This is a genomic window from Acinetobacter sp. 1124_18A (genome assembly GCF_052824995.1).
In genome coordinates this window covers 543955-568597 of record NZ_VTDF01000001.1, presented here as the reverse complement: position 1 = coordinate 568597, position 24643 = coordinate 543955, and the positions used below count along the sequence as shown (strand labels likewise).

23 protein-coding genes are annotated in these 24643 nt (G+C 38.0%); 11 read left to right on the top strand and 12 right to left on the bottom strand.

The features are described from left to right. Window positions 1-265 precede the first annotated feature (265 nt). The 8 genes from fis (at window position 266) to FY048_RS02775 (ending at window position 8199) form a co-directional block, all read left to right on the top strand. On the top strand, window positions 266-535 hold the full coding sequence (gene fis / locus FY048_RS02810; protein WP_001086304.1) for a DNA-binding transcriptional regulator Fis: 270 nt from the start codon (window positions 266-268) through the stop codon (window positions 533-535). Window positions 536-620: 85 nt separating this feature from the next. Further along, window positions 621-2195: a bifunctional phosphoribosylaminoimidazolecarboxamide formyltransferase/IMP cyclohydrolase gene (gene purH / locus FY048_RS02805; RefSeq protein WP_035366445.1), complete on the top strand. Its 1575-nt coding sequence runs from the start codon at window positions 621-623 to the stop codon at window positions 2193-2195. 124 nt (window positions 2196-2319) lie between these two features. Beyond that, complete coding sequence (purD, locus tag FY048_RS02800; protein WP_446090043.1) at window positions 2320-3603, top strand: phosphoribosylamine--glycine ligase; 1284 nt, start codon at window positions 2320-2322, stop codon at window positions 3601-3603. Window positions 3604-4092: 489 nt separating this feature from the next. After that, window positions 4093-4965, top strand: coding sequence for a MetQ/NlpA family ABC transporter substrate-binding protein (locus tag FY048_RS02795; protein WP_446090042.1), 873 nt, complete (start codon window positions 4093-4095; stop codon window positions 4963-4965). Window positions 4966-5040: 75 nt separating this feature from the next. After that, window positions 5041-6066 carry a methionine ABC transporter ATP-binding protein gene (locus FY048_RS02790; protein WP_311075533.1) on the top strand — a complete coding sequence of 342 codons (1026 nt, stop codon included), beginning with the start codon at window positions 5041-5043 and terminating at the stop codon, window positions 6064-6066. Then, window positions 6063-6758: a methionine ABC transporter permease gene (locus FY048_RS02785; RefSeq protein WP_016137677.1), complete on the top strand. Its 696-nt coding sequence runs from the start codon at window positions 6063-6065 to the stop codon at window positions 6756-6758. Before FY048_RS02790 ends, FY048_RS02785 begins: the two co-directional genes overlap by 4 nt. A gap of 160 nt (window positions 6759-6918) precedes the next feature. Further along, window positions 6919-7650 (top strand): hydroxyacylglutathione hydrolase, encoded by a 732-nt coding sequence (gene gloB, locus FY048_RS02780; RefSeq protein WP_446090041.1) that lies wholly within the window; start codon window positions 6919-6921, stop codon window positions 7648-7650. A gap of 345 nt (window positions 7651-7995) precedes the next feature. Then, window positions 7996-8199 carry a hypothetical protein gene (locus FY048_RS02775; protein WP_016137675.1) on the top strand — a complete coding sequence of 68 codons (204 nt, stop codon included), beginning with the start codon at window positions 7996-7998 and terminating at the stop codon, window positions 8197-8199. A 167-nt stretch (window positions 8200-8366) separates the two neighbouring features. Here the strand turns inward: FY048_RS02775 and FY048_RS02770 are convergent, their stop codons facing one another. Both FY048_RS02770 and FY048_RS02765 read right to left on the bottom strand, forming a co-directional pair. Further along, window positions 8367-9665 carry a dicarboxylate/amino acid:cation symporter gene (locus FY048_RS02770; protein ID WP_016137674.1) on the bottom strand — a complete coding sequence of 433 codons (1299 nt, stop codon included), beginning with the start codon at window positions 9663-9665 and terminating at the stop codon, window positions 8367-8369. A gap of 446 nt (window positions 9666-10111) precedes the next feature. After that, window positions 10112-10684, bottom strand: coding sequence for a TetR/AcrR family transcriptional regulator (locus FY048_RS02765; RefSeq protein ID WP_446090040.1), 573 nt, complete (start codon window positions 10682-10684; stop codon window positions 10112-10114). Window positions 10685-10818: 134 nt separating this feature from the next. Between FY048_RS02765 and FY048_RS02760 the strand changes: the two genes are divergently transcribed. Further along, the gene (locus FY048_RS02760; RefSeq protein ID WP_446090039.1) at window positions 10819-12021 is read left to right on the top strand and encodes an MFS transporter; all 1203 of its coding nucleotides are present in this window, start codon (window positions 10819-10821) and stop codon (window positions 12019-12021) included. 223 nt (window positions 12022-12244) lie between these two features. Further along, complete coding sequence (locus FY048_RS02755; protein WP_446090038.1) at window positions 12245-12898, top strand: glutathione S-transferase family protein; 654 nt, start codon at window positions 12245-12247, stop codon at window positions 12896-12898. Window positions 12899-12943: 45 nt separating this feature from the next. On the opposite strand, the gene FY048_RS02750 is transcribed toward FY048_RS02755, so the two are convergent. From FY048_RS02750 to FY048_RS02730, 5 genes are all read right to left on the bottom strand, one after another. Next, on the bottom strand, window positions 12944-14095 hold the full coding sequence (locus tag FY048_RS02750; protein WP_005046275.1) for a sterol desaturase family protein: 1152 nt from the start codon (window positions 14093-14095) through the stop codon (window positions 12944-12946). Between the two features lie 181 nt (window positions 14096-14276). After that, window positions 14277-15650, bottom strand: a complete 1374-nt coding sequence (locus FY048_RS02745; RefSeq protein ID WP_446090037.1) for a PQQ-dependent sugar dehydrogenase — start codon at window positions 15648-15650, stop codon at window positions 14277-14279. 70 nt (window positions 15651-15720) lie between these two features. Next, complete coding sequence (locus FY048_RS02740; protein WP_446090036.1) at window positions 15721-16131, bottom strand: PH domain-containing protein; 411 nt, start codon at window positions 16129-16131, stop codon at window positions 15721-15723. Between the two features lie 67 nt (window positions 16132-16198). Further along, on the bottom strand, window positions 16199-18028 hold the full coding sequence (locus FY048_RS02735) for a DUF1302 domain-containing protein (protein ID WP_446090284.1): 1830 nt from the start codon (window positions 18026-18028) through the stop codon (window positions 16199-16201). Window positions 18029-18128: 100 nt separating this feature from the next. Next, window positions 18129-18734, bottom strand: a complete 606-nt coding sequence (locus FY048_RS02730; protein WP_446090035.1) for an RBBP9/YdeN family alpha/beta hydrolase — start codon at window positions 18732-18734, stop codon at window positions 18129-18131. Between the two features lie 290 nt (window positions 18735-19024). On the opposite strand from FY048_RS02730, the gene FY048_RS02725 reads away from it, so the two are divergent. Continuing rightward, window positions 19025-20035, top strand: coding sequence for an AraC family transcriptional regulator (locus FY048_RS02725; protein WP_446090034.1), 1011 nt, complete (start codon window positions 19025-19027; stop codon window positions 20033-20035). 92 nt (window positions 20036-20127) lie between these two features. On the opposite strand, the gene FY048_RS02720 is transcribed toward FY048_RS02725, so the two are convergent. The 5 genes from FY048_RS02720 to FY048_RS02700 form a co-directional block, all read right to left on the bottom strand. Further along, window positions 20128-21138 (bottom strand): YeiH family protein, encoded by a 1011-nt coding sequence (locus FY048_RS02720; protein WP_446090033.1) that lies wholly within the window; start codon window positions 21136-21138, stop codon window positions 20128-20130. Beyond that, on the bottom strand, window positions 21131-21439 hold the full coding sequence (locus FY048_RS02715; RefSeq protein ID WP_446090283.1) for a Rieske (2Fe-2S) protein: 309 nt from the start codon (window positions 21437-21439) through the stop codon (window positions 21131-21133). The genes FY048_RS02720 and FY048_RS02715 overlap by 8 nt, the downstream gene beginning before the upstream one ends. 14 nt (window positions 21440-21453) lie before the next feature. After that, on the bottom strand, window positions 21454-22110 hold the full coding sequence (locus FY048_RS02710) for a DsbA family oxidoreductase (protein WP_446090032.1): 657 nt from the start codon (window positions 22108-22110) through the stop codon (window positions 21454-21456). Beyond that, complete coding sequence (locus tag FY048_RS02705) at window positions 22107-23456, bottom strand: MFS transporter (protein ID WP_446090031.1); 1350 nt, start codon at window positions 23454-23456, stop codon at window positions 22107-22109. Before FY048_RS02705 ends, FY048_RS02710 begins: the two co-directional genes overlap by 4 nt. 117 nt (window positions 23457-23573) lie before the next feature. After that, window positions 23574-24626, bottom strand: coding sequence for a 3-keto-5-aminohexanoate cleavage protein (locus tag FY048_RS02700; RefSeq protein WP_004700764.1), 1053 nt, complete (start codon window positions 24624-24626; stop codon window positions 23574-23576). Window positions 24627-24643 lie beyond the last annotated feature (17 nt).

Here is a 24643-nt window from a genome sequence, read left to right as displayed (position 1 = left end):
GCTCTCAATCCAAAAAAATACTGTTAAGCATGTGTGCTTTTCTAATTTAAGCACATAGCCTAACTTTTTTTGTTTTTGAGGGAGCTGTAACAAATATTTAACTATTGTTACGCTTATTTTTTATTCAATACGAAGAAATATGGCAAGCTAATTGTTCTTATGTTTTAGAGTCACTGTTTTAGGATCTAAAACAGGACTCCGTATTTTAGACCACATTTATATACTACTTTATCCAAGCTAGTATTTGATTTTCGGATTAACTCGCATGAATAGCAAATCTCCTATTTTTACTGCACAATCTGATGTTGCTCTTCGCATCCACGTTGATCGCGCAGTTCGTCATTATTTTGCACAATTGCAAGGTGAGCAACCATCTCAGGTATATGACATGGTGCTAGCAGAAATGGAGAAACCTCTTTTATCTGTAGTTCTTGAATATACACGTGGTAATCAAACCCGTGCTGCAGAGATTCTTGGACTCAACCGTGGCACTTTACGCAAAAAGTTAAAAGCTCACGGTTTAATGAGTGAATAAATGATAAAATGCTCACGACTTCGTGGGCATTTTTTTATGCTTATTGGTTTTAATCCGTAGACTTGAAATTGTTGAATTAAACATCATGACTATTAAACGTGCTTTGATTTCTGTATCTGATAAGACAGGAATTGTCGAATTTGCTCAAAACCTTGCAGCTTTAGGGGTAGAATTATTATCTACAGGCGGCACATACAAGTTGCTTAAAGATAATAACATCGCAGTTGTTGAAGTATCTGAACATACTGGCTTCCCTGAAATGATGGATGGTCGTGTTAAGACATTACATCCAAAAATTCATGGCGGTATTCTTGCTCGTCGCGGCTTAGACGAAGCGGTAATGGAAGAACATAACATTGATCCGATTGATCTAGTTGTTGTAAACCTTTATCCATTCGCTGCAACAGTTGCAAAACCGGACTGTACTCTTCCTGATGCGATCGAAAATATCGATATCGGTGGTCCTACAATGGTTCGCGCAGCTGCTAAAAACCATGCTTCTGTAGGTATTGTAGTAAATGCTTCAGATTACGACACCGTAATCAATGAATTAAAAACTGCTGGTTCACTTTCTTATGAAACACGTTTTGATTTAGCTGTTAAAGCATTTGAACATACTGCTCAATATGATGGCATGATTGCTTCTTATCTTGGTGCACGTGTAGGAAAAACCGAAGGCGAAGCTGATTTATTCCCTCGTACGTTCAATACTCAATTGAACAAAGCACAAGATTTACGTTACGGTGAAAACCCACACCAATCTGCTGCTTTCTATGTTGAAGCAAACGCAAAAGAAGCATCAGTTTCTACGGCAAAACAGTTACAAGGCAAAGAATTGTCTTATAACAACATTGCTGACACAGATGCTGCACTTGAATGCGTTAAATCATTCGCAAAACCTGCTTGTGTAATTGTAAAACATGCTAACCCTTGTGGTGTTGCTGTTTCTTTAGACGGCATTAAAGCTGCTTACGATTTAGCTTATGCAACTGACCCAGAATCTGCTTTCGGCGGTATTATTGCATTCAACCGCGAGTTAGATGTTGCAACTGCTCAAGCAATTGTAGAACGTCAATTCGTTGAAGTAATTATTGCTCCAAGTATTGCTGATGGCGTGCTTGAAGTGACTGGCGCTAAGAAAAACGTACGTGTTTTAGTATGTGGCGAATTACCTGCAATTGACGCACGTTCACCGCAACTTGACTACAAACGTGTTAATGGTGGTTTATTAGTTCAAGATCAAGACTTAGGTATGATTACCAAAGATGATCTTAAAGTAGTAACCAAATGCGCACCAACTGAACAAGAAATTGATGACCTCATCTTTGCTTGGAAAGTTGCGAAATATGTAAAATCAAATGCAATTGTTTATGCGAAAAACCGCCAAACTATTGGTGTTGGTGCTGGTCAAATGAGCCGTGTTAACTCAGCTCGTATTGCTGCCATTAAAGCTGAACATGCTGGTTTGGTTGTTGAAGGCGCTGTAATGGCATCTGATGCATTCTTCCCGTTCCGTGATGGGATTGATAATGCAGCTAAAGCTGGCATTAAATGCATTATTCAACCAGGTGGTTCTATGCGTGATGAAGAAGTAATCGCAGCAGCTGACGAAGCTGGTATTGCAATGGTCTTCACTGGTATGCGCCATTTCCGCCACTAATTTAAATTTAGTCCTCCCTAACCCTCCTTTTATTCAGGAGGGTTTTCCACAATAATGGAGCTAACTCTCCACCTTGAGGGATAGAGGGGGATGAAAAGGATTAAAGTTAAGGAACAAATTAAAAATGAATATTTTAGTTTTAGGTAGTGGTGGTCGTGAACATGCTTTAGCATGGAAAATTGCGCAAGATACCAATGTTACTCAAGTTTTTGTTGCTCCAGGTAATGCTGGAACTGCAACAGAAGACAAATGTGTTAATGTTCAACTTGATATTTTAGACAACTCAGCAATCATTGCTTTTGCTAAAGAAAATAATGTTGACCTTATTATTGTTGGTCCAGAAGCACCATTAGTTAATGGTGTGGTAGATGCTGCACGTGAAGCAGGTTTAAAAATTTGGGGACCTACTCAATATGCAGCGCAGCTTGAAGGCTCAAAAGCATTTGCTAAGCACTTTTTAAAGCGTCACAACATTCCAACTGCTTTCTATGACGTTTTCACTGAAGTAGATGCAGCAAAAGCTTATGTTGAAAAAAATGGTGCACCAATTGTAATTAAAGCTGATGGTCTTGCTGCTGGTAAAGGCGTAATCGTTGCAATGACCAACGAAGAAGCTTTTGCAGCAATTGATGACATGCTTGCAGGTAACAAATTTGGTGATGCTGGTTCACGCGTTGTGATTGAACAGTTCCTTGCAGGTGAAGAAGCTTCTTTCATTTGTATGATTGATGGTAAAAATATTTTACCAATGGCAACGTCACAAGATCACAAGCGTATTTTCGAAGGCGATCAAGGTCCTAATACCGGCGGTATGGGTGCCTACTCTCCTGCTCCAGTTGTAACTTCTGAAATTTTCGAACGCGTTATGACTGAAATCATGCGTCCGACTGTTGATGGTATGGCTGCTGATGGACATGTTTACACTGGTTTCTTATATGCTGGTCTAATGATTGACGAGCAAGGTCAACCACGTGTGATCGAGTTTAACTGTCGTTTTGGTGACCCTGAAACTCAACCGATCATGATGCGTTTAAAGTCATCTCTTGTTGAATTGGTAGAAGCTGGTATTGCTGGTAATTTACCAAAAGAAGCAGAATGGGATGAACGCAAGTCAATCGGTATTGTACTCGCAGCAGAAGGCTATCCTGATAGCGTACGCAAAGGCGATGTAATTTCAGGTATCGGACAATCACCTGAAGATACTAAAATTTTCCATGCAGGCACTTCAACTCGTGAAGATGGTCACATTGTGACTTCTGGTGGCCGAGTTCTTTGCGTAACAGCATTGGGTGACAGCGTTCTTGAAGCTCAAATTAATGCGCTAGAAGTATGTGGTCAAGTTAACTTTACGGGTATGCAATATCGTAACGACATTGGCTACCGCGCAATTGCACGCGAAAAAGCTTAAAAAACCTACAAGTTTAAAATGCTAATAAAAAAGCCTCTATATAGAGGCTTTTTTATTACGTATCACGATATAAGAAAATCGTATAAATCTTTAAAATTTTGCTAAAGATATCAACAAATAAAAAGAAGCCCCCTATATCAAGCATACTTTTATTGCTATCATTAGTACATAGTTGTAACTGTCATCAGACACTGCTGTTTTAATAATTTCCATAAAGACTTGCTCTACAAATTATGCCTGTAGAGAGTTTTTTAATATTCTAAATTTATGAATGCTCGTTTGGCTACTGTTGGGGATGAACTGTTTGGGGAAACAGTTTTTGTTTATTAAACAATTACCCTCTGTTATAGCCAAAATATGCAAGCAAATTATGGAACCCCAGAAAAAGATCACAGAGTTTAGACTAGTTGTAATTTCAACTCCTCTCTTTTCATATTGATGTAGATCAATACTTATTTTTCTATGTCTCATCAATCAGGACTTTTTTAAATGAAAAAGCTGATCAGCCTTTTTTTAAGTATGTCAGTAGTACTATTGGCAGCGTGTGGTAAACAAGAAGGTTCTCCACAGACAAAACAAAACAATGATGACTCCCAAGTACAAACAGTAGTGATTGCCTCTACAGGTTCAGATGCTGATATCTGGCGTTATATCGCATCGTTACCTGAAACCCAAGCTGCTGGACTGAAGTTAGAAGTAAAAAACTTCTCAGACTCCGTTTCAATGAATGCAGCGATTGCAAATAAAGAAGTAGATTTGAACGCATTCCAAGCTTATTCTTATCTTACTGCATTTAATAATTCAAACCCGGATAAGATTGCAGCGGTTTCTACCACTTATATTGAGCCAATGGGGATTTATTCAAGTAAATACAAAAAAATTGAAGAACTTCCTGAAGGTGCAATTATTTCAATCCCGGATGATGCTGCCAGCGAATCTCGTGCGCTACTCTTGTTACAAACTGCTGGCTTAATCAAGCTTAAAGCTGACTATAATCCTGTTCAGGGCAGTCCAATTGATGTTATCGAAAATCCTAAAAAGATCAACATCAAACCAATCAAAATGGAAACTGCATTACGTCTTAAAAATGAATTTGATGCAGTTGTATTAAATAATACCATAGCACTCGAGGGAGGTTTAAACGTACTCAAAGATTCTATGTTCTATGAACCTATTGATCAAATCTCAAGACTTAGTGTCAACGTTCTAGCAACTGCTGAATCACGTAAAAATGATCCTGTCTTGCAAAAAGTTGGTAAGCTTTACCACACTCCAGCTGTTAAAAAATACATTGAAGAACACTTTGGTGGAACAAAAGTTGACGTAGACAAACCTATCAGCTATCTCTCAGAAGCTAAATAGTAATATAATAGCGGTAACATGAAACAGGCAAATTCTCTTTGCCTGTTTTTTCTTTCAAGCATAGTTTCTGAAGATATGATTCAATTTAAAAACATTTCAAAGCACTATCAGCTCAAAAGTCAAACCATACGCGCACTCGACCAAATCAATTTAGAGATTCCAGAGGGCAGTATTTTTGGCATCATTGGCTATAGTGGTGCAGGTAAAAGTACCTTAATCCGCCTGATCAACCTTCTTGAGCGACCAACTGAAGGTCAAATCATTATTAATCAGAAAGATTTCACCGCTTTGGATGCGCGCTCATTACGTCAGGAACGTGCAAACATTGGAATGATTTTCCAGCACTTCAATCTACTACAAACCAAGACGGTTGCTGAAAATATTGAAATGCCAATGCGCCTACTGAATTACAATAAGGTAGAACGTGAAAAGCGCTTGAATGAGTTATTGGAATTCATTGATCTTAAGCATAAAAAAGATGCTTATCCAGATGAACTTTCTGGCGGACAAAAGCAACGTGTCGGTATTGCCCGTGCTTTGGCAAATCATCCAAAAATTCTTTTGTGTGATGAAGCAACCTCTGCCCTAGACCCGCAAACAACCAAGTCAGTTTTAGAACTGCTGAAGAAAATTAATCAAGAGCAAAAAATCACGATTGTTATGGTGACCCATGAAATGGATGTCATTGAAACTATTTGTGATCATGTGGCTGTGATGGAAGCTGGTAAAGTCATTGAACAAGGTTCAACGATTGACATCTTTAGTAAACCTCAACATCCAACGACTAAAAACTTCATTCAAACTGTTTTACATCAACAGTTGCCTGTGAATATTTTAAATCAGCTCGAAAACCAGCATCATCATAGTATTTACTGTTTACAGTTTTTAGGGCGTTCTGCTCAAGAACCTGTAATTCAGTCACTGATTAAAAAATTCGATATTAGCTTAAATATTTTATTTGCCAATATGACTGAAATTAATGGCACAGTTATTGGTCAAATGTTTGTACAGCTTTTAGGTGATCCTCAGCTAATTAAGCAAGCTATTGAGTTTTTGGAACAAAATGAAGTAGGTGTAGTTCAATCAGGAGATCAAGTATGAGAGATTTAATCGTACAGTGGTTAACTGAACTTACTCAACCTTTCTGGCACAGTTCCCTTTCTATTGATCAGTTCGTTACAGCTTTGCAAGAAACCTTTCATATGGTTTTCTTCGCACTTTTGTTTGGTGGTATTTGGGGATTTATTCAGGGAATTATTTTATTAGTTACCCGCCCAGAAGGTATTTTACCGAATAAAGTGATTTATCATTTACTTAATCCAATTGTAAATGCTTTACGCTCCCTCCCTTTTATTATTTTACTTATTGCAGTGATTCCTCTTACTAAGCTATTAGTAGGTACTTCAATTGGTACATGGGCAGCTATTGTTCCATTAACTATTTATGTTGGCCCTTATATGGGACGTCTGATTGAAACTTCATTACTTGAAGTCAATGAAGGAATTATTGAATCTGCTCAAGCGATGGGTGCTACACCGTGGCAAATTATCTCTCGCTTTATTTTGCCTGAAGCACGCAGTTCACTTATTTTAAACCTTACCACAGCGACAATCAGTCTTATTGGTGCAACCGCCATGGCTGGTGCAGTTGGCGCAGGTGGTATTGGTGATTTAGCGATTTCGTATGGTTATCAACGTTTTGATACCAGCATCGTAATTTTAACAGTCATTATCCTATTGCTATTAGTACAGATTGTACAGACGCTAGGAAACTGGCTGGCTAAGCTCCGTTAAGTGACCCATATAAAAAAGCTCTCTTCTAGAGAGCTTTTTTTTGTTTTATATAACCCTTTTCTTAAAGACAGTTGGGTGCATGGCTCAATACCATTTTCTGGTATGATCAGACTTAGTCATTATTCATTTACTTTTTGGATTTAGTTTAAGGATAAAAACAATGCGTTATAGAATTCATTTTATTGATGTGCAGAATGCTCTCCAAAACTATATCTGGATTTTAGAAGATACTGAAACCCAAGAAGCTGTAGCAGTCGACCCCACAGAAGCAGAACTGGTCACCCAATTTTGTCAGGATCATCAGTTAAATTTAAAACAAATATGGCTTACTCATTGGCATAAAGACCATATTGGTGGTGTTGCTGGCTTAACAACTGCTCAAAATATTACTGTCTATGGCCCACGTGATGAGCTCACAAAAATTCCGGGAATTACTCACCCCTTACAACATGACGATCATCTAAAATTTAATGATTTAAAAGTAGAAATTATTGCAACCCCAGGTCATACCTTAGGACACATTGTCTATTTTATTGAAGAGTTAGAAGCTGTATTTTGCGGCGATACCTTATTTGCAATGGGATGTGGTCGATTATTTGAAGGCACAGCCGAACAAATGTATCACTCACTGAGTCGTCTGGCTGCATTACCAACTCATACAAAAGTATATTGCACACACGAATACACGCTTTCAAATGCCGAATTTGCCTTAACGGTAGAACCGCATAACCATGCTCTATCAGAACGAGCTGAAGAGGTCCGTGAGCTACGTAAAAAAGGATCAATCACTCTACCAAGTACAATTGAACTTGAATTAGCAACCAACCCCTTTCTTCGCGCAGAAAGTGTTGAAGACTTCGCTTACCTGCGTGCTCGTAAAGATAATTTCTAAAATTAAGCTTTCAAAGAAGATACAGTTTCGTTTTAAGAACTGTATCTTTTTGCTTATTACCTGTTGTCTGTAATTATTTTTTACATTTACTGTGGTTTTTATTTGCTCATTATTTTAAAAATAACGTTGAATTTATATTTTTGAAAAACACTCAATAAAACAGCACTTAAAATAAAAAGTGATTATTTTTTAGTTACATAGCACACTTGGAGTTTTATAAAAATAAAATCTTTTCTTACTTTTTTACAAGTTGAAAAATAAAAAAAAGTTTTTCCCCTTTAAAAAATCTAATTAAAACCCTATTAATAAATAAGATGTAATGCCACGGATAGAAGGAGTTCTCACGTGAAAAAGGTTGTTAAAGCTAAAAATTTGATTGCGTTTCGTATTTGGTTAGAAAAGTTAGGGTATTCAGTTAAAAATCTTGCTGACGGGAAAGGTTTTACATTTAGTTTTAAAAAAGAATATGGTTTGGTAACCTGTGAGTTGTCTGGCAATTCATTAGCGATGCAATTAGGTGAAGAGTTTGAGGATCACTTAAAAGCATAATTTTTCAAGACTCGATTTTAATTACAGTATTGTCTTTCTTGAAAGATAAGTAATGTTGCAGAACTTTAGAATGGCTTAATTAAAATATATTTTTTAGTTATTAAATAACAAAACTGTAGCAGGGCTACTCTCCCAAATTGCCCTTAGCTACAGATTTTTTTGTAAGGTTAATCTGCTTTATGGTTCTTTAATGCTTTATCAAGAAGATCTTTATCTAAAGCTTTATCCCAACGTGCCACAACAATTGTTGCACATGCATTACCTACTAAATTTGTTAAAGCACGGCACTCAGACATAAAACGGTCAATACCGAGAATTAAAGCCATACCCGCGACAGGAACAGCTGGTACAACCGATAAAGTTGCAGCTAAAGTAATAAAGCCTGCACCAGTCACTCCTGCTGCACCTTTAGAACTTACCATTGCGACTAAAAGCAATGCTAATTGTTGGCTAATTGATAAATCTACATTACAAGCCTGTGCAATAAACAGAGCTGCCATCGTCATATAGATATTTGTACCATCAAGGTTAAATGAATAACCTGTTGGAATGACTAAACCTACAACTGATTTTTCACAACCTGCTTTTTGCATTTTGTCCATTAAAGATGGCAAAGCTGCTTCAGAAGAACTTGTTCCCAAAACCAACCAAAGTTCATCTTTGATATAACGAATTAAATGAATAATTGAGAAACCGTTATAACGAGCTACTGCACCTAAAACAACTAAAATAAATAATACAGCAGTAATATAGAACGTCATGATTAACAGTAATAAATTACCAATTGATTCGATTCCATACGCACCGATCGTGAAAGCCATTGCACCAAAAGCACCAATTGGAGCAAGCTTCATTAACATACCCACCAAGTAGAAAACTGGGCCTGTTAAGTTATTCAAGAAATCGGTAATTGGACGTGCTCGATCACCCAAAGCAGCCAAAGAAATACCAAATAGCACCGCTACAAATAACACCTGCAAAATCTCGCCACCTGCCAGAGGACTGACTAAGGTTTGCGGGATAATATTCATGAAGAAATCGGTAATATTTGTGGCATGCGCCTTTTCAACGTAAGTATTTACTTTGTCGTTGACTAAGGTAGAAGGATCAATGTTAAGGCCTTTACCCGGTTGGATAATATTTGCCACAATCATACCAACCACAAGAGCTAAGCTTGAGAAGGTCAGAAAATACAGCATAGCCTTACCAGTCACACGGCCAACTCGGCTCATGTTTGTCATACTGGCAATGCCTGTAACAACAGTTAAAAAGATGACGGGAGCAATAATCATTTTAACGATCTTGATGAATGCATCACCAAGCGGTTTTAAACTTTCGCCAAGTTCTGGGTAGAAATGACCAATTAAAATGCCCAAAATAATTGCAAAAATGACCTGTACATACAAAATTTGGTGAAATTTCTGTTTTTTCTGTACCGTTTCTTGGTCAAGGGTATTGAAATCCATTATCTAAATACCTTTTCGATGGGGATAAAAAAATAAAATATAAAGCAAGCACCACAAGCTGCTTTAACAAGGAAAAGTCATTGTAAAGAATAAAAAACACCCTGTGTTATAAATTTAAAAAATGTCAAATACTAAAATCATGCATTAATTTGTATATAATAATTTTTAATTTTAGATCTTAAAAACCAAAAAACTGGCAAAATTAATCAATAACTCATTATTTATGTTAAAGTTATCTACTATAAACACTAATAAACCCCACTTTAAGAACTTGTTTATCTTACTCAAGACCACCATTTATTAAATAAATGACTTTACCACAAACATATTAAATATAAATTATGAGAATTTAATTTAAAAATAATAAGAAAAATTGATATATAATTTTTTAACGAGAAAAAATGCCTATTTCTTGTTAAAGATTTAGGCTAATAGTTCGCTATAAATTAATTAAAATTGGGATGAGCCTTAAATAAACGCTCTAATAAAATATGGACATAGTCTAAGCTTAATGTGCGATCAGTGAATAAAATGCGAAATAGCATAGGTGCAATCACAGCTTCAATAATTTCTTGATTTCCTATAGTCTCTTCACGACGATTTTTAGATCTTTCTTGAATAATATCAAGTTGTTGAACAATTAAAGTTTCACACTTTCGAGCATTTGAAGATTCAGTTGCGTATAGCACATCTCGTAGCAATGTTTGCCCTACTTCAGAAGAGTATTCTTCGAAATATTGTTCAACCCATGCTGTGATATCAAGCTGAAATGAGCCTAAATTTTTTGGTTCCATATCAGGTTTCAGTTCATTTAAGGCTACATCTGAAAATAACTGATTGATATCACCCCAACGGCGGTAAATTGTTGAAGGTGTTACTCCTGCTTCATCAGCAATCATGGGTATGGTAATTTGGCTTTGCTCCAAATTTTTTTGAAGCTCTTTTACTGCTTGATGCACCGCAGTTTGAATTCTTTCACTACGACCACCAGGACGTAACCCAGTAACAATTTTTGCCATTAATCAGCTCTACTTAAATAAAAAACAATTAAAATATTATTTGTATATACAAAATACACTAAAGCTAATGATTTGCTTTAGTGTAAAAATAATGTATAAAAGCTAAATATTAGCTTTTATGTTATTCATCTTATATGAACAATTCAAGTTCAAAATGGTCTAGATCTATTTTTCGACTAGATTCACAAGTTGCGTTGACCTTAAACACAATCACGCTCATGACCTTTATGGCCGCATCAAGCTCTCCCACTCCTCTATATCGCCTGTATCAACAAGCATGGCAATTTTCGCCTGTTACCTTAACTTTAATTTTTGCGACCTACGCATTTACCTTACTTGCCTCTTTACTCATTATTGGTTCTTTATCTGATTATATTGGACGTCGGCCTGTCATTATTTCAGCGATTTTTCTTCAAATTATTTCAATGAGCTTTTTCCTTTTTGCCTCAGATGTTTCTATGTTATTTATTGCGCGTGGCCTGCAAGGCATAGCGACAGGACTTGCCGTTTCTGCAATTGGAGCCGCAATTTTAGATTTCAGTAAACTTCAAGGTTCTCTAATTAATAGTATTGCTCCAATGGTTGGCATGGCCACTGGCATCTTTCTGACTTGTATTATTTTGCAATTTTCATCACAGCCTTTGCAGCTCGTTTTTGAGCTTTTATTCGTTCTCTTTACATTGCAACTCATTTTAAGTTTTTTTAATCCTGAAACTGCACAAAAAAGATCTGGTGCTCTCGCTTCTTTAAAACCCAACATGGCTATTCCTCATCAAGCAAGAGGTGCTCTATTAAGCATTAGCCCTATTAACATCGCGCTTTGGATGGTGAGTGGTTTTTTCTTATCACTTATGCCCTCTTTACTGGCAAAAATTTTTCAGACATCTTCGGCTTGGCTAAACGGCATTATGTTTATGGCGCTAGCACTCTCTGGTGCGGCAGGTATTTTAACCTTAAGAAAATCTACTAATTTTCGTATTTTGCTCACGGGTACCTTATCCATCATTATTGGGGCAACCATTTTATTTTTAGCGATTAACTTTACCAGTGCCGTGGTTTTATTTATTGGTTCTATTATTACTGGAGTGGGTTTTGGTACAGCTTTTATGGGTGCAATTCGCACAGTCATGCCTCTCGCTTTACCCGAAGAACGCGCAGGGTTAATGGCTGCATTTTTTGTTGAAAGCTATTTGGCTTTTAGTATTCCAGCAATTCTTGCAGGCTATTTTGTGAGTAAAATCGGACTTATGAACAGTGCCAATATTTATATGAGTTTAATTATTGGCCTTGCTCTGATTGCCCTTCTAATGATTTTTAAAAATATTAAAAGCAAATAATGATGTGTTAAAAAGTCAGCCTCAAATGAAGCTGACTTAAATAATTTAAAACAAATGATACTTAAATAAATAATTTAGCTTCTGATTACTACATTGATGCCTATTGAAATTCGTTAGACTATTTTTAATATCAAAATTCACCCACAAGATGAGTTTAAATAAAACAAGTAACATTCTCAAAAGGATTTTTTAGTTATCATCATAAAATATAAGGAAATTTATTATGAATAATTTCATTTTGACAACTTTTGACTGGGTACCCGAATTACCACGAGGTTTTGTAAGAGATATAAGAATAAGATGGGCATTAGAAGAGGCAAAAATGCCCTATCAAATAAATAGCGTATCTTTTTATGAACGAGGAGATGATCATTTTTCTCATCAACCTTTTGGACAAGTTCCTTGGTTAACAGATGGTGATATTTCAATTTTTGAAAGTGGCGCTATCCTATTTTATTTGGGTGAACGTAGCGATGTGCTTTTACCTACAAATCCGAAACAGCGTAATGAAGTTATAGAATGGTTATTTGCGGCGCTTAATTCAGTAGAAATGGCAAGCCTTCCTTGGGCTTTATTAAAATTTTCTAATGCTCAGGCAGATACTCCCGTCCACAAACAATTTGATGCCTTTCTTCACTCTCGACTCCAACATATGGAGTCAATTCTTGCTGAGCGAGAATGGCTAACGGAGTCATTTTCTATTGCTGACATTGTTATGGCTGACGTATTACGTTTGGTGAGTAAATTTGAGGGGTTAACAGAGTTTCCCCATTGTCTCACCTATGTTCAGAGAGCGACTACACGCCCTGCTTTTCAAAAAGCGTATGCTGACCAAATGGCTCATTTTGCAGCGGCAGATGCCAAGAAGAATGCTTAAACATGTTATTTATGCATTCTACATTTATAAGCTAACACTTAAGATTTACTGATCACGCCAAGGTTTTAAAAAACGTTTTACATACTTTTTAAAAGGCCACGTAAACTGTTTTACAAAACTATTTGGGATTTTATAACCTACTGTTCCATACACACTTGCCAAATGTTTAGGCATATAGACCGTTTTGAAAATGACATCATAGAGTGGAATAAAAGCAGCGTAATTTTTATCAATGGCTGGTTTTTCTGAAGAGTGATGCCAATGATGGAATTCTGGCGTTGCGATAATCCATCGCAAATAGGGAAAACGAAAACGGACATTGGAGTGAATAAAAATAGCGTGAAATGAAATAAAGACTAAATAAGCAAAAACTGCTGAAGTATGAAAACCCAACAGGAAAATTGGTAATGTCGCAATAAAGCGAGTCATCAGCACTTCAATGACATGCAAACGGGAAGATGCTAACCAATCCATATATTCAGTCGAATGATGAATTGCATGAAAACGCCATAAGAAGTTAACTTCATGCATAGCGCGGTGCAACCAATACACCGTAAAGTCGACCACAATTAATAGTTCAATAAATTGCAGCCAAATCGGCTGAGCTTGTACATAAGGCACAATTGGGTTATCAGGTAGATGTGTAATCCAATATTGAATTGGCATGACAGTTAAAAAGCTGAATAATTGAATCCCCACATGGCTGACCATGAAATACTTCATATCGGTCACCCAGCCCACTCTTAATATTTTTTGTTCAGGATTTTTAGCAAAAAAACCTTCAAGCGGAATAAAAACAAACGCCAAAATAAATAGAGTCAGGACAAAATAATCAATACCTGCATAAAACGGTACACTTGGTAAAACGGGTGCCTCAATTACACCACAGCCCAAAACTGCTGCAACAAGTGAAAAACACAATCCATAGAATCCATAACGGTTTTGACGGACAATTGCACTGAATGCACCAAAACCAGCACTAATCACAATGCCAGTGATCAGACCATAATAAAAAAGATTATAGTGTTTTGCGTAAAGAGGACGGAGTTCTGGGGTCGTTAATACACTGGGAAATAAAAAACATAATGCACCAAACAGGCAAAGTAAGCTGAGTGACATTGAAATAAAGGCACTGATTTTCCCTAAACCTGCGTTAAGTTCTAAATTCTCAAATTTTGCTCTTAATTGATCTGTCATAATTCATATACAGTTCTTATTGTGTATAACGCGAATGCTATCAAAATTTAATAATAAATTGGAAAGAACTTTAACTTCTCAGATCAAAGCCATTAATCTGAAGAATTAAATAATAGCCATTTGGGCGAGCCTCTATAAAGCCTAAAGGCCGCCCATGCTAATAAATGATCGTTAATACACTTTATGGTGTGCCTGGCGGGGTTCCAATAGCATATTTCATTGGAGCTTCATAAGTTGTCTCTGCAACTGGCGAAACGCGCCAAATCGTATTGCCTACGTCATCTGCAACTAACACAGCACCTGAGAAATCAATTGCCACACCCACAGGGCGCCCATACGCTTTACCTTTATCACTAAGGAATCCCGTCAAGATATCTTGCGGTGGACCAGAGGGCTGACCACTTCTAAATGGTACAAAAATGACTTTATAACCACTGTGAGGTTTACGGTTCCAAGAACCATGCTGACCGATCAATGCACCGCCTCTAAATTGTGGCATGAGTTCGGCTGCATAAAATGTGAGGCCTAAAGAAGCTGTATGGTTGCCTAATGCATAGTCTGGTTTAATTGCACGAGCCACCATTGCTGGATTTTGTGGTTTTACTCGTACATCAACATGTTGACCATAATAGCTATAAGGCCAGCCATAAAAAGCTCCATCTTGAACCGATGTCATATAATCGGGTACTAGGTCACTACCAATTTCATCGCGCTCATTAACCACCGTCCAGAGTTTTCCACTTTGAGGTTGCCAAGCCATACCATTTGGATTACGTAGGCCCGTTGCAAATGGGCGTGACTGTCCACTTGCGATGTCAAACTCCGTAATTTGTGCTCGCCCTTTTTCTTGATCTAAACCATTTTCAGCAACGTTGCTGTTAGAACCAACGGTAATGTACAGCTTAGTACCAGCTGGGTTAGCAATCACATTTTTGGTCCAATGGTGATTTAAAAGGCCACCCGGTAAATCCAACACTTTGGTTCCACTGGCCGTAATTTGAGTTTCCCCCTCTTGATAAGGAAAACGCACCAGTGCATCTGTATTGGCGATATATAAGTTATTACCAACCAATGCCATACCAAATGGAGAATTTAAGTTTTGAAGAAATACCGTTTTCTGGTCAGCGACGCCATCCCCATTGGTATCACGAAGTAAACTAATACAGTTTGCACTTGGATGAGATGAGCCTGCACGTCTCATCACAAAAGACATGATTTTACCTTTAATTCCTTTGCTGTCTTCTGGTTTAGGCGGAGCATCCGTTTCAGCAACTAATACATCGCCATTTGGTAACACATAAAGCCAGCGTGGGTGTTCAAGTCCTTTGGCAAATGCTTTTACCTTTAAACCTTCTGCTGGTTTTGGCATTACCCCACTCGGCCAGCCTTCTGCCGGAGCTATATTAACCGTCGGTAATAGGCTTGATTTAGGCTCAGGAAGTTTTGGATCTGGCCCATAACTGTCGGTAATTGGATATTGAGAGGATGAAGCGCATCCAGCTAATGTAATTAAAACCGTAGTGCCAAAAATTGGCAGTAAAAAACGTGTCGCCATGGGTTATCTCCATTTATTTTTTGTCGTCATGGAAATAGCGTAATTTATGTTTGCAATTAAACAAGCAACTTTAATGGAGTCTTTTGTTTATGGCTTGAAAAAAACGTTCTTTATCTTTTGGTGAAATCATCACTGAAGTAATTTCTCCATTTTTCATATAATAAATTTTGAGTCGATCTAATGAGAGTGCTGGAGATGAAAGTGGATTATGAGTAGGCTCAATTTTAGTAATATCATCAATATTAATTTTCCATCGGAACACCAAACTTTTAATAATTAAGGTGTTGTTTTCTACTACATAATAAGTATTAAAGATGGGAAGCCAAATAAGAAAAATGATTAAACTATAAATGATGAGATGTGGAAAATTTGAAGCTAAAGAGTAAAGATGGTTTGCTTCATAAATTTTCATAAGGATATTGGCAGTGATAACAACAAATATTAATAAAAGCCACCAATCTATTTTTGATCTAAATTTCAAAAGTTATCCTCCACGTCTAAATATCATTTATAACGAGTCTTTCTATATTTTTTATAAAATAATTGAACTAAAAATTAGCTTTAAATGTTAATGATACAAAATCTCGATCATCTATCGTGCTAAATTCATTAGAACCAAAAAAATTATTATAGGCAATCTCTGTTGTATATTTTTGCTGATAAGCCATAGATAACGCCGCAGTTACACTCATTTGCCCTTCTTGAAAGTTTTGGCTATATCCATAAACATCATGTCTAAAACTAAGACTTGGCGTAATCACTGTAGAGGGTAAAATATCTTGATAATTTAATGCTCCACGTAATCGGTAGCCAAATGACCATTCATTAAAAAATCCTTTTTTATTACAAAAGCGTTCATTTAAATTGTCTATTTCTGTATTAGTAAGATGAGCTGTACCATACGGCGTACATTTAAAGTCGCCTGTTTCAGGATTATAAGTACCTGTTGAAAGCTCACTACGGCCAAATGCGCCTGTCCGGCCAATCCGATGATTAGCAATATCTGCAATATGGTTTAAGGCAAACTCTGTAGACCATGTCATCGAATTTGCACCCCAAATATTGAATATGCTATCAGTTGACCCAACCGAAAATTGTGTTACAGGTAAGCGTACATATCCTTGAATATATTGACCTAATTCAACAGTTTTTCCCGGCGGCGCAAATGGTGTTCCTTCCGATAGCACTTGAGCATAGACAATGTCTGTACCGTTTAATTGTAAAGGTTGATTAGGTTTGTGGGTTAATTCACTAAAAACGGTTGTTGTTCCAACTTTCCCAGTCAAACTTAATCCAAACATTTTGATATTTTCAGGATAGATAGAAAAATAACTCGCGCTATTAAAATGTTCAGGTCCCGATGCCGTTACAGCGGTTCCATCAAAGTTTGCATTACGGCTATGGTAGTTCGCATAGTAAATACCTAACTCAGCATTATTTAAACTTGGTAATGTCTGTTTTAAAGCAATACCATATTGGCCATTGTCCTTTGCTTTTCTACTTTCTGCACGTGGAATATAGGTACGTAAACGAATTGCAGTATCTGATAATTTATCTCCACCTCCAGCAATCAGAACTGGACCTGCATTTTCGGGCACAAAGTCTGAAATCTCAAAGAAAGTTCCGTTACCATCAACAACTGAAGGTCTAAATTTAAATTGATAGAACCCTTCTATTTTCAAATTTTTATTAATGCTTGTGTCGAATGAAAACATTTCGGTTGGAATGATTCTTTCTTTTGCATCACCAGCTGGTCGGTTGATTGCAGCAAAATCAAATGCACTCACCGAGTTTAAACCGTTTTGAAAAAACTGAGATTTCCCCCAATTTAAAGTCTGTTTGCCTAATTTTAAATTTATGGTTCGTCCATCGTTAAGTTCAAAATCTTTCCATATATAGGCATTCCATAAATCGATACCTTTGAACTTTGCGAGCCTTGGCCATGCTGAATCATTAAACGGTTTAAAGTCTCCTTGTCCTGTCTCATAGGCATGGTCATACCAGTATTTAGTGCTAATGACCGCACCCTGCTGTTTTCCATTTAGCTTAACTTCTGTTATGCCTCTAATGATCTGTGAAATGGCATCATATTTACTAAAATTCATACGCCCATCATCACCATTCACATCAATGCTAGCACCTTGTTTCCCTATTTTGTTTGCGTCAGGCCGATAAAGTAATGAAACGGATGGATCTTGTGTACTCCAACTGGCACCTAGACTTAATGTCGTTTTTGTATCGAACTTCCAATCTTTATCAATATCAAAACTGGCTGCATTTGCTTTAGACATAAATAAAATTAGGCTTAATGAAACGCCTATTTTTTGAATATATAAAACGTGATTATTTCTTTGATTTAAATATAGGTAATGACCCATCATATTATCTCCCTATCAATATGATTTTTCTTATTTATTGCTTATTACTCAAAGCCATCCATTGGCTTTAAATGCTTTACATAAGCAGGTATTTTTTGTACTAGGCAGGTTGTTCGACCTGATCTAACTGTTGAATGAATTGTTCAGCTAAAGGCCAATAGCCAAAGCCAGATGCAGGGTTTAAATGCCCCACTTCACCTAAATTTACGAGTTGACTCCCCCACTTTTCTGCCATTTCGCTTACAGCTTCATAACGAGCTAAATGGTCATTGGTGCTTGCAACCAAAATGCTGGGAAAAGGTAGTGTTTGATCTGGTAAAGGACTCCATCCTTCTTGATGAAGTAGAGTTGGGCTTGGATAATTTTCAGGCCAGCTTTTGTTTAAATCAGGCGGAGCCACAAGTAAAGCACCATGAATTGGTCTTTGATATTTTGCAGCCCAGTGGAGTGTCATCAACACGCCTGCGCTGTGTGCAACCAAAATGACAGGTCCTTGTATTTGTTCGAGTTGTGCTTGTATGGCGCCAACTCTATTTTCACAATTGAGTTTGTTGGTTTGCACAGGTGATACGGAGCGAACCTTTGCTAGCTTTGTTTCTAAGATCGTTTGCCAATGCTCGGGAACATGATCGCGTAACCCTGGAATAATTAAAATTGTTGCTTTGGTTTGTATTTTTTCCATTTCAACGCCTGTGAATTTTGCCATCTAGGATGCTTAAGAATTTTTATAAAACTCCATTCACAATAAAGGCTCATTTCAGTTAATGGTGTACATAAGACGTCACGGACTTTTCATTTGACGACACATCTTTTTAAAATTTCGTAAATTAATTAAAATAGTTTTTGTAATTACAAATGAATTAAAGGAACAGCTTTAAAATTGATTTGACATCATGATTAGGCTCTTAAATAAAAGCTTTTGTAATGTGGATATTTTAGTTATAACTAGATACGAGCTGTAAGGAATATGGCTGATTAAGAACAGGAGATAATAAAATGGTGCCTCTTGCGCATACCGCCTCTTTAAAAAATTATTTGGCAGTTGCTCAGCAATTAGATCTAAATCCCTACCATTTATTATCACGTGTTGGGCTTAGCCAAACTCAATTGAATGATCTTAAACAACGTATTCCTGTAGATAAAGCCATTACTTTGCTTGAAGACTCAGCCCAAATGAGTAATTGCGATGTTTTCGGTTTACATATGGCAGAGCAACGTGAAATCGCGGATTTTGGTGAACTAAGCTTATTATTAAGTTACCAATATACTTTGAGAGAAGCACTGCAAACGATTGTTCGTTATAGGAATTTACTCAATAACTCACTTGAAATATATATAGAAGAAATTGACGATACAGTTGTTATTCGAGAAGAAGTTATAACCACAACTTGCGGGTATAGTCGCCAAGCGACGGAACTTGCTTTAGGGATCACTCATCGTTTTTGTGCAGCACTCATGAGGCAAAAATGGCGGCCGTTAAGTGTACACTTCACTCATAATCCGCCTAGTGATTTAACTTTGCATCGGCGGATTTTTGGCTGCGCGCTCGAGTTTGGTAGTGACTTTAATGGCATTGTTTGTACGGCGGCCGAACTTGATACAACAAACCCTCAAGCAAATCTGGCGATGGCCAACCATGCACAGCGTTATTTAGATATTTTGCAGAATAGTAATGAATCGACCATGATTTTTGATATTCGTAAAAGTATTTATCTTCTTTTGCCAATGGGACGCGCTACGATTGATCAAGTCGCTCAAACACATGGTATTCACGTACGGACCTTACAGCGTCGATTAGAAGAAGCTCAGACGAGTTTTAGTGATTTAATGAATGAAGTACGCAAAGACCTCGTATTTCGTTATTTAAAAAATCTAAATTATTCACTTGTTCAAGTGTCTGATATTTTAGGTTACTCAATGCCGAGTTCTTTTACGCGTTGGTTCATTAGCCAATTTGGTATGTCACCGAATATGTGGCGTAGTCACAATAAAGCCTTGCTCAATTAAGTTCTCTTTATTTGAAGCCAAATGAAGTCATTTAAAATATAAGGAAGCTGGAGAGCTACTCCATAACTTCCTTAAAAATCTAATTTTTAAAATTAAAACCACAAGCGCATAAGTCCAAGAACCAATACCACTAAAAAGATGCTTTCACCGATCATTAAAAGAATCGGTTTAATTCCAACCGATGCTAATTCTTTTAACTGAGTTTTCATTCCTAAAGCACTAATTGCAATGACTAAAAACCAGCGTGATAAATCATTAATTCCATTTTGAACCATCGCTGGCACCCATCCTGTACTGTTAATACCAGCCAGTATTAAAAAGCCAACCGCAAACCAAGGCAGTAATGGCGGTCGTTCCCCAGTTGAATCTGCACCTTGCATACGGGTAATCATAGCTGCACAAACGATTACTGGAAGTAACATTGCTACACGCATCAGTTTAACTACAGTCGCCGTATCACCCGTTTGGGTAGACATGCTATAACCCGCGCCGACCACTTGCGCCACATCGTGAATCGTAGCACCAAGAAACACACCAGCCGCTTGTGGCGATAACTCTAGCCACTTCGCAATCATCGGATAGACAATCATTGCAAAGGTTGAAAGTGCCGACACGCCAATCACGGTAAATAAAGTCGCTTTTTCTTTTTGCGGATGATTTGGAAAAGCAGCCGATAATGCCAATGCAGCTGAAGCACCACAGATTGCCGTTGATCCACCAGTTAACATGCCAAATAGTTTTTGGAAACCTAAGATTTTAGCGGCAATAACAGAAACGGCAATTGTGACAATAACCAGAGTAACGACTAGCGCAACAGGCTGCCAACCTAGTGCGGTAATTTGCCCCAAAGTTATACGCATGCCGAGTAATGCGATGCCCATCCGAAGCACACTACGTGCGGTAAATTCGATACCTACCTTACATTTACTTTCAGCTGCTAAAAAATTCACGCTCATGCCGAGTAATAGTGCAAATAACATGACTGGCGCACCATAATGCTCTGATAAAAAACAGGCAGCCGCAGCAACGACCGAACTGACCACAACGCCTGGTGCTAATTCTCTTGTGTGCTGGGAAAAATTTTTCAAAACTAAACTACTCATGATTTCCCCCATAGCCCATCACAATAAATACCTTGTCCTCGACCACGTCTACGGGATAGGTTACAACTTTGAGCTGAGAAGAATTAACTAAACAGCCATTTGTTAAATCAAAGCGTAGACCATGGGCACAGCACTGAATCACTCGTCCTTCTAACCGTCCACTAAATAGTGATGCCCCCTGATGAGGACAACTGTCATCAATGGCATAAAATTGAGTCGCAACGTTAAATAGTGCGAGAGTTTTATCTCCAATTTTTAAAAAAGCCCGCTCACCTGAATTTGGAATTTTTTCAAAAGGCACTTCAAATCGGTTGGTCATATCAACTCTCCTTGTGCTACCAGTGCCTCTTGCATCGCTTGATAAAGTGCATCTGCTGATTGCGCACCCACTAAGGCAGAAGCCCGATCAAAAATAAAATAAGGCACGCCATTACCTCCTGTACTTGCAGGGATAAAATCTTGATGATCTAGAATAAGTAAATCTTTGATAAGCTCAGGTGAGAAGCCACAACGTTTCGCGATTTTGTATAAAGTGGTGGTATTTCCGATGTCTAACCTATCATAAAAATATGCAGCAAAGAGTTGCTCTAACAACGCATTGCACTGCTCAGGAGTCCCTATTTTTAAAGCTTTATCAAATAAGCGATGAGCTTTGGCCGTATTTGGCATTTGTTTAATTTGCTCAAAATCGATCTTGAGCCCAACTTTATTTGCAGCTTTATTGACTTGTTCTTGTCTCATCCGAACTGCTGTCAAGCTACCTAACCGTTTCAAATAAAACGTTTGAAAAGGTACCCCTTCAATTGCTAAGTCCGGTATGAGCTGAACACCTCGCCAGTGCACGATAACTTTGACTTTAGGGTGAAGCTGATAAAATCTATTTATAGCGATCAGTAACTGACGTTTTCCGATCACACACCAAGGACAAATAAAGTCAAAAAATACATCAATATGTAATTGTCGAATCATCATTTATTATTCATCCCGCATTTTTGTATTTGGTTACCTGAATGATTTTTAAGCTCAGTTATTCCTTGCTGCTCAAAGCGCGCGATATCTTTGTGATAATGGCGTTTGGCATAAAAAAATACGGCTGCGGCTGCAATACTAACCAATGGCATGAGTTGAAATGCGCTGTGTAAACCAATCACATCAGATACTTTGCCAACCACCAAAGGACCAAGAGCTAAACCAAGAAAATTGTTAGCTAAGGTGAGTGTTGCAAATGCAGAGCCATGAACTGAATTATGTGTGAGATTGGCCACCATGGCACTAGATGGCCCATTGGTTCCTAGAGCAATAAACATTCCTAGGCAGATGAGAAGTAACTGGTTACGTCCCGCCGGCACAGCAAAAGCAATTAATAAAAGAACACAACCGAGTAAGCAGTATGTAATGGCTAAACTGACCTTACGATCTGGACAGTTACGACCCAAATAATCACACAACATGCCGCATAGAATTGTGCCTACTGCACTACATAGCAAAATGACCGCTGCCATCACGCCTGCCTTGTCGGTACTCATGCCGTAATAGCGATTGAGATAACTTGGCATCCAGACAATCACTGTGCCACCAACAAATAATTGCAGACCACTACCAATGTAAGTGGCAATGACTGAACGACTTGAATATAAAGTTTTTAAAGGGCTTTTAATGTGCTGGGTTTTACTACGAATTTTATTTTGAGGTGCTGCGTTTATTCTGTTTTCTTTCACTAATATTGGATATAGAAAAGCCAAAATGAGACCAAATAAAGCAATAGCTCCAAAAGCCCAACGCCAACCGAAATGCTGTGCGAGTACACCACCTAAAGCCACACCCAAAAACGAGCCAAATACGCCGCCCGCCATAAAAGCACTGGCGAGTGTTGCACGCATTTCCCTCGGAAAAACAGCCACAACCACCGCGATTCCAACGCTGCCATAAGCAGCTTCACCCACACCAACCATAAAACGAGCAATAAACATTTGCTCATAATTTTCAGCAAGTGCACATCCTAGAGTCGCCAAACTCCATAAAGCCGCCATAATGGCCAAGCTTTTAACACGCCCAAAACGGTCTGCCATTAAAGACAACGGCAGAGTCAATAAACCTACCATTAACGCCACAATGCCACTGAGCAAACCTAGCTGGCTATCGCTGAGCAACCACTCATTTTTAAGTAAAGGAAAGACTGCGTTTAAGACTTGTCGTGACATGTAATCTGAAATGAGCAAACCAAATGTCAAAGCAAAAACGAGCCATGCATAACGACGAGGTATACTGATTGACGTATCAACATCGCTCATCTGATCTGAATACTGATGTGCATTCATATGACCTCCTTGTATTTTTTATAATTTCTATTTAGCTAGTGCAGCAACACACTTTTAAAATTAAAGCGAATAAGCTGCACTACAATTGAGGTCTAAATTCCGTTAGACCTTGTCACATTAGTTACGCTGCGGAACGCCCTTTTGCCCTACTTTACGGTTGGGTGCCATACCATTTGCGATTAGGGTTTCTTCAATACTGTTGTATTGAACCCCAATACGATAAATTTCACGGGCTTCTTTTCCTGAGGCAATTTCACGGCCTAATTCATGGGCAATCCGAACGGTTTGCTTAATTTGCTCTACAGATGAAAAACGGCGTCCGTGATGATCAATGATCGTGTCTTCGTTACCCACACGAGCATGTAAACCCATTGCCATCGACATCGTATTAAAAGGCAAGACATTTTTGAGCAGAGATTCCGATGTCAAAGTACATCCATCAGGTACGCGATGAATAAAATTAAAGAAATTAAATGGGTTTGGACCATCAAAACCGCCACCAATTCCAATCCAAGTTAAGTTTAACGGCCCCATGTACAAGCCTTTACGCACCATACGTTCTAGCGTCTCAAGACCATGCATTCCCGTTAACTGAAAGTGCGGTTGAATATTGTTTTTACATAAACGTTTGATGTGTTCAGTTACCCATGCAGGCCCTGCTGGCACAGTCATCTCTGCATATGCTGCCTGAGTCGCTGGATGTGCCAATGAAGTCCCTTCTAAATATTCAGGATAGAGCAATTCCATAATATTCATTTGAGTGGTGTTAATTGCCACCGTGACCTGATCGGGCTTTGGTGTGAGTTCAGCCAACATATGTCGGGTGTCATCACTTAACCATAGAGCCGCTTCACCTTCACTTTCTGGTGCAAATGAAATCGAACCACCCACCTGAATAATCATGTCAGGCACAGCCTCACGAACACCTGCAATAAGCTCGTTAAATTTTGACAAGCGTTTAGAGCCTTTGCCATCAAGCTCACGGACATGTAAATGCAGCACTGTCGCGCCCGCTTCATAGCACTCAACCGCTTTTTGTATTTGCTCATCCATGGTCACTGGAATATCTTCGGGAAAGTCTTCTGGCATCCATTCGGGTCCATACGGCGCAACCGTGATCACCACTTTTTCCATATTTTCCGGGTGCAATGAGTCGTCAAAGAATTGCATGTGCATCTCCATATATT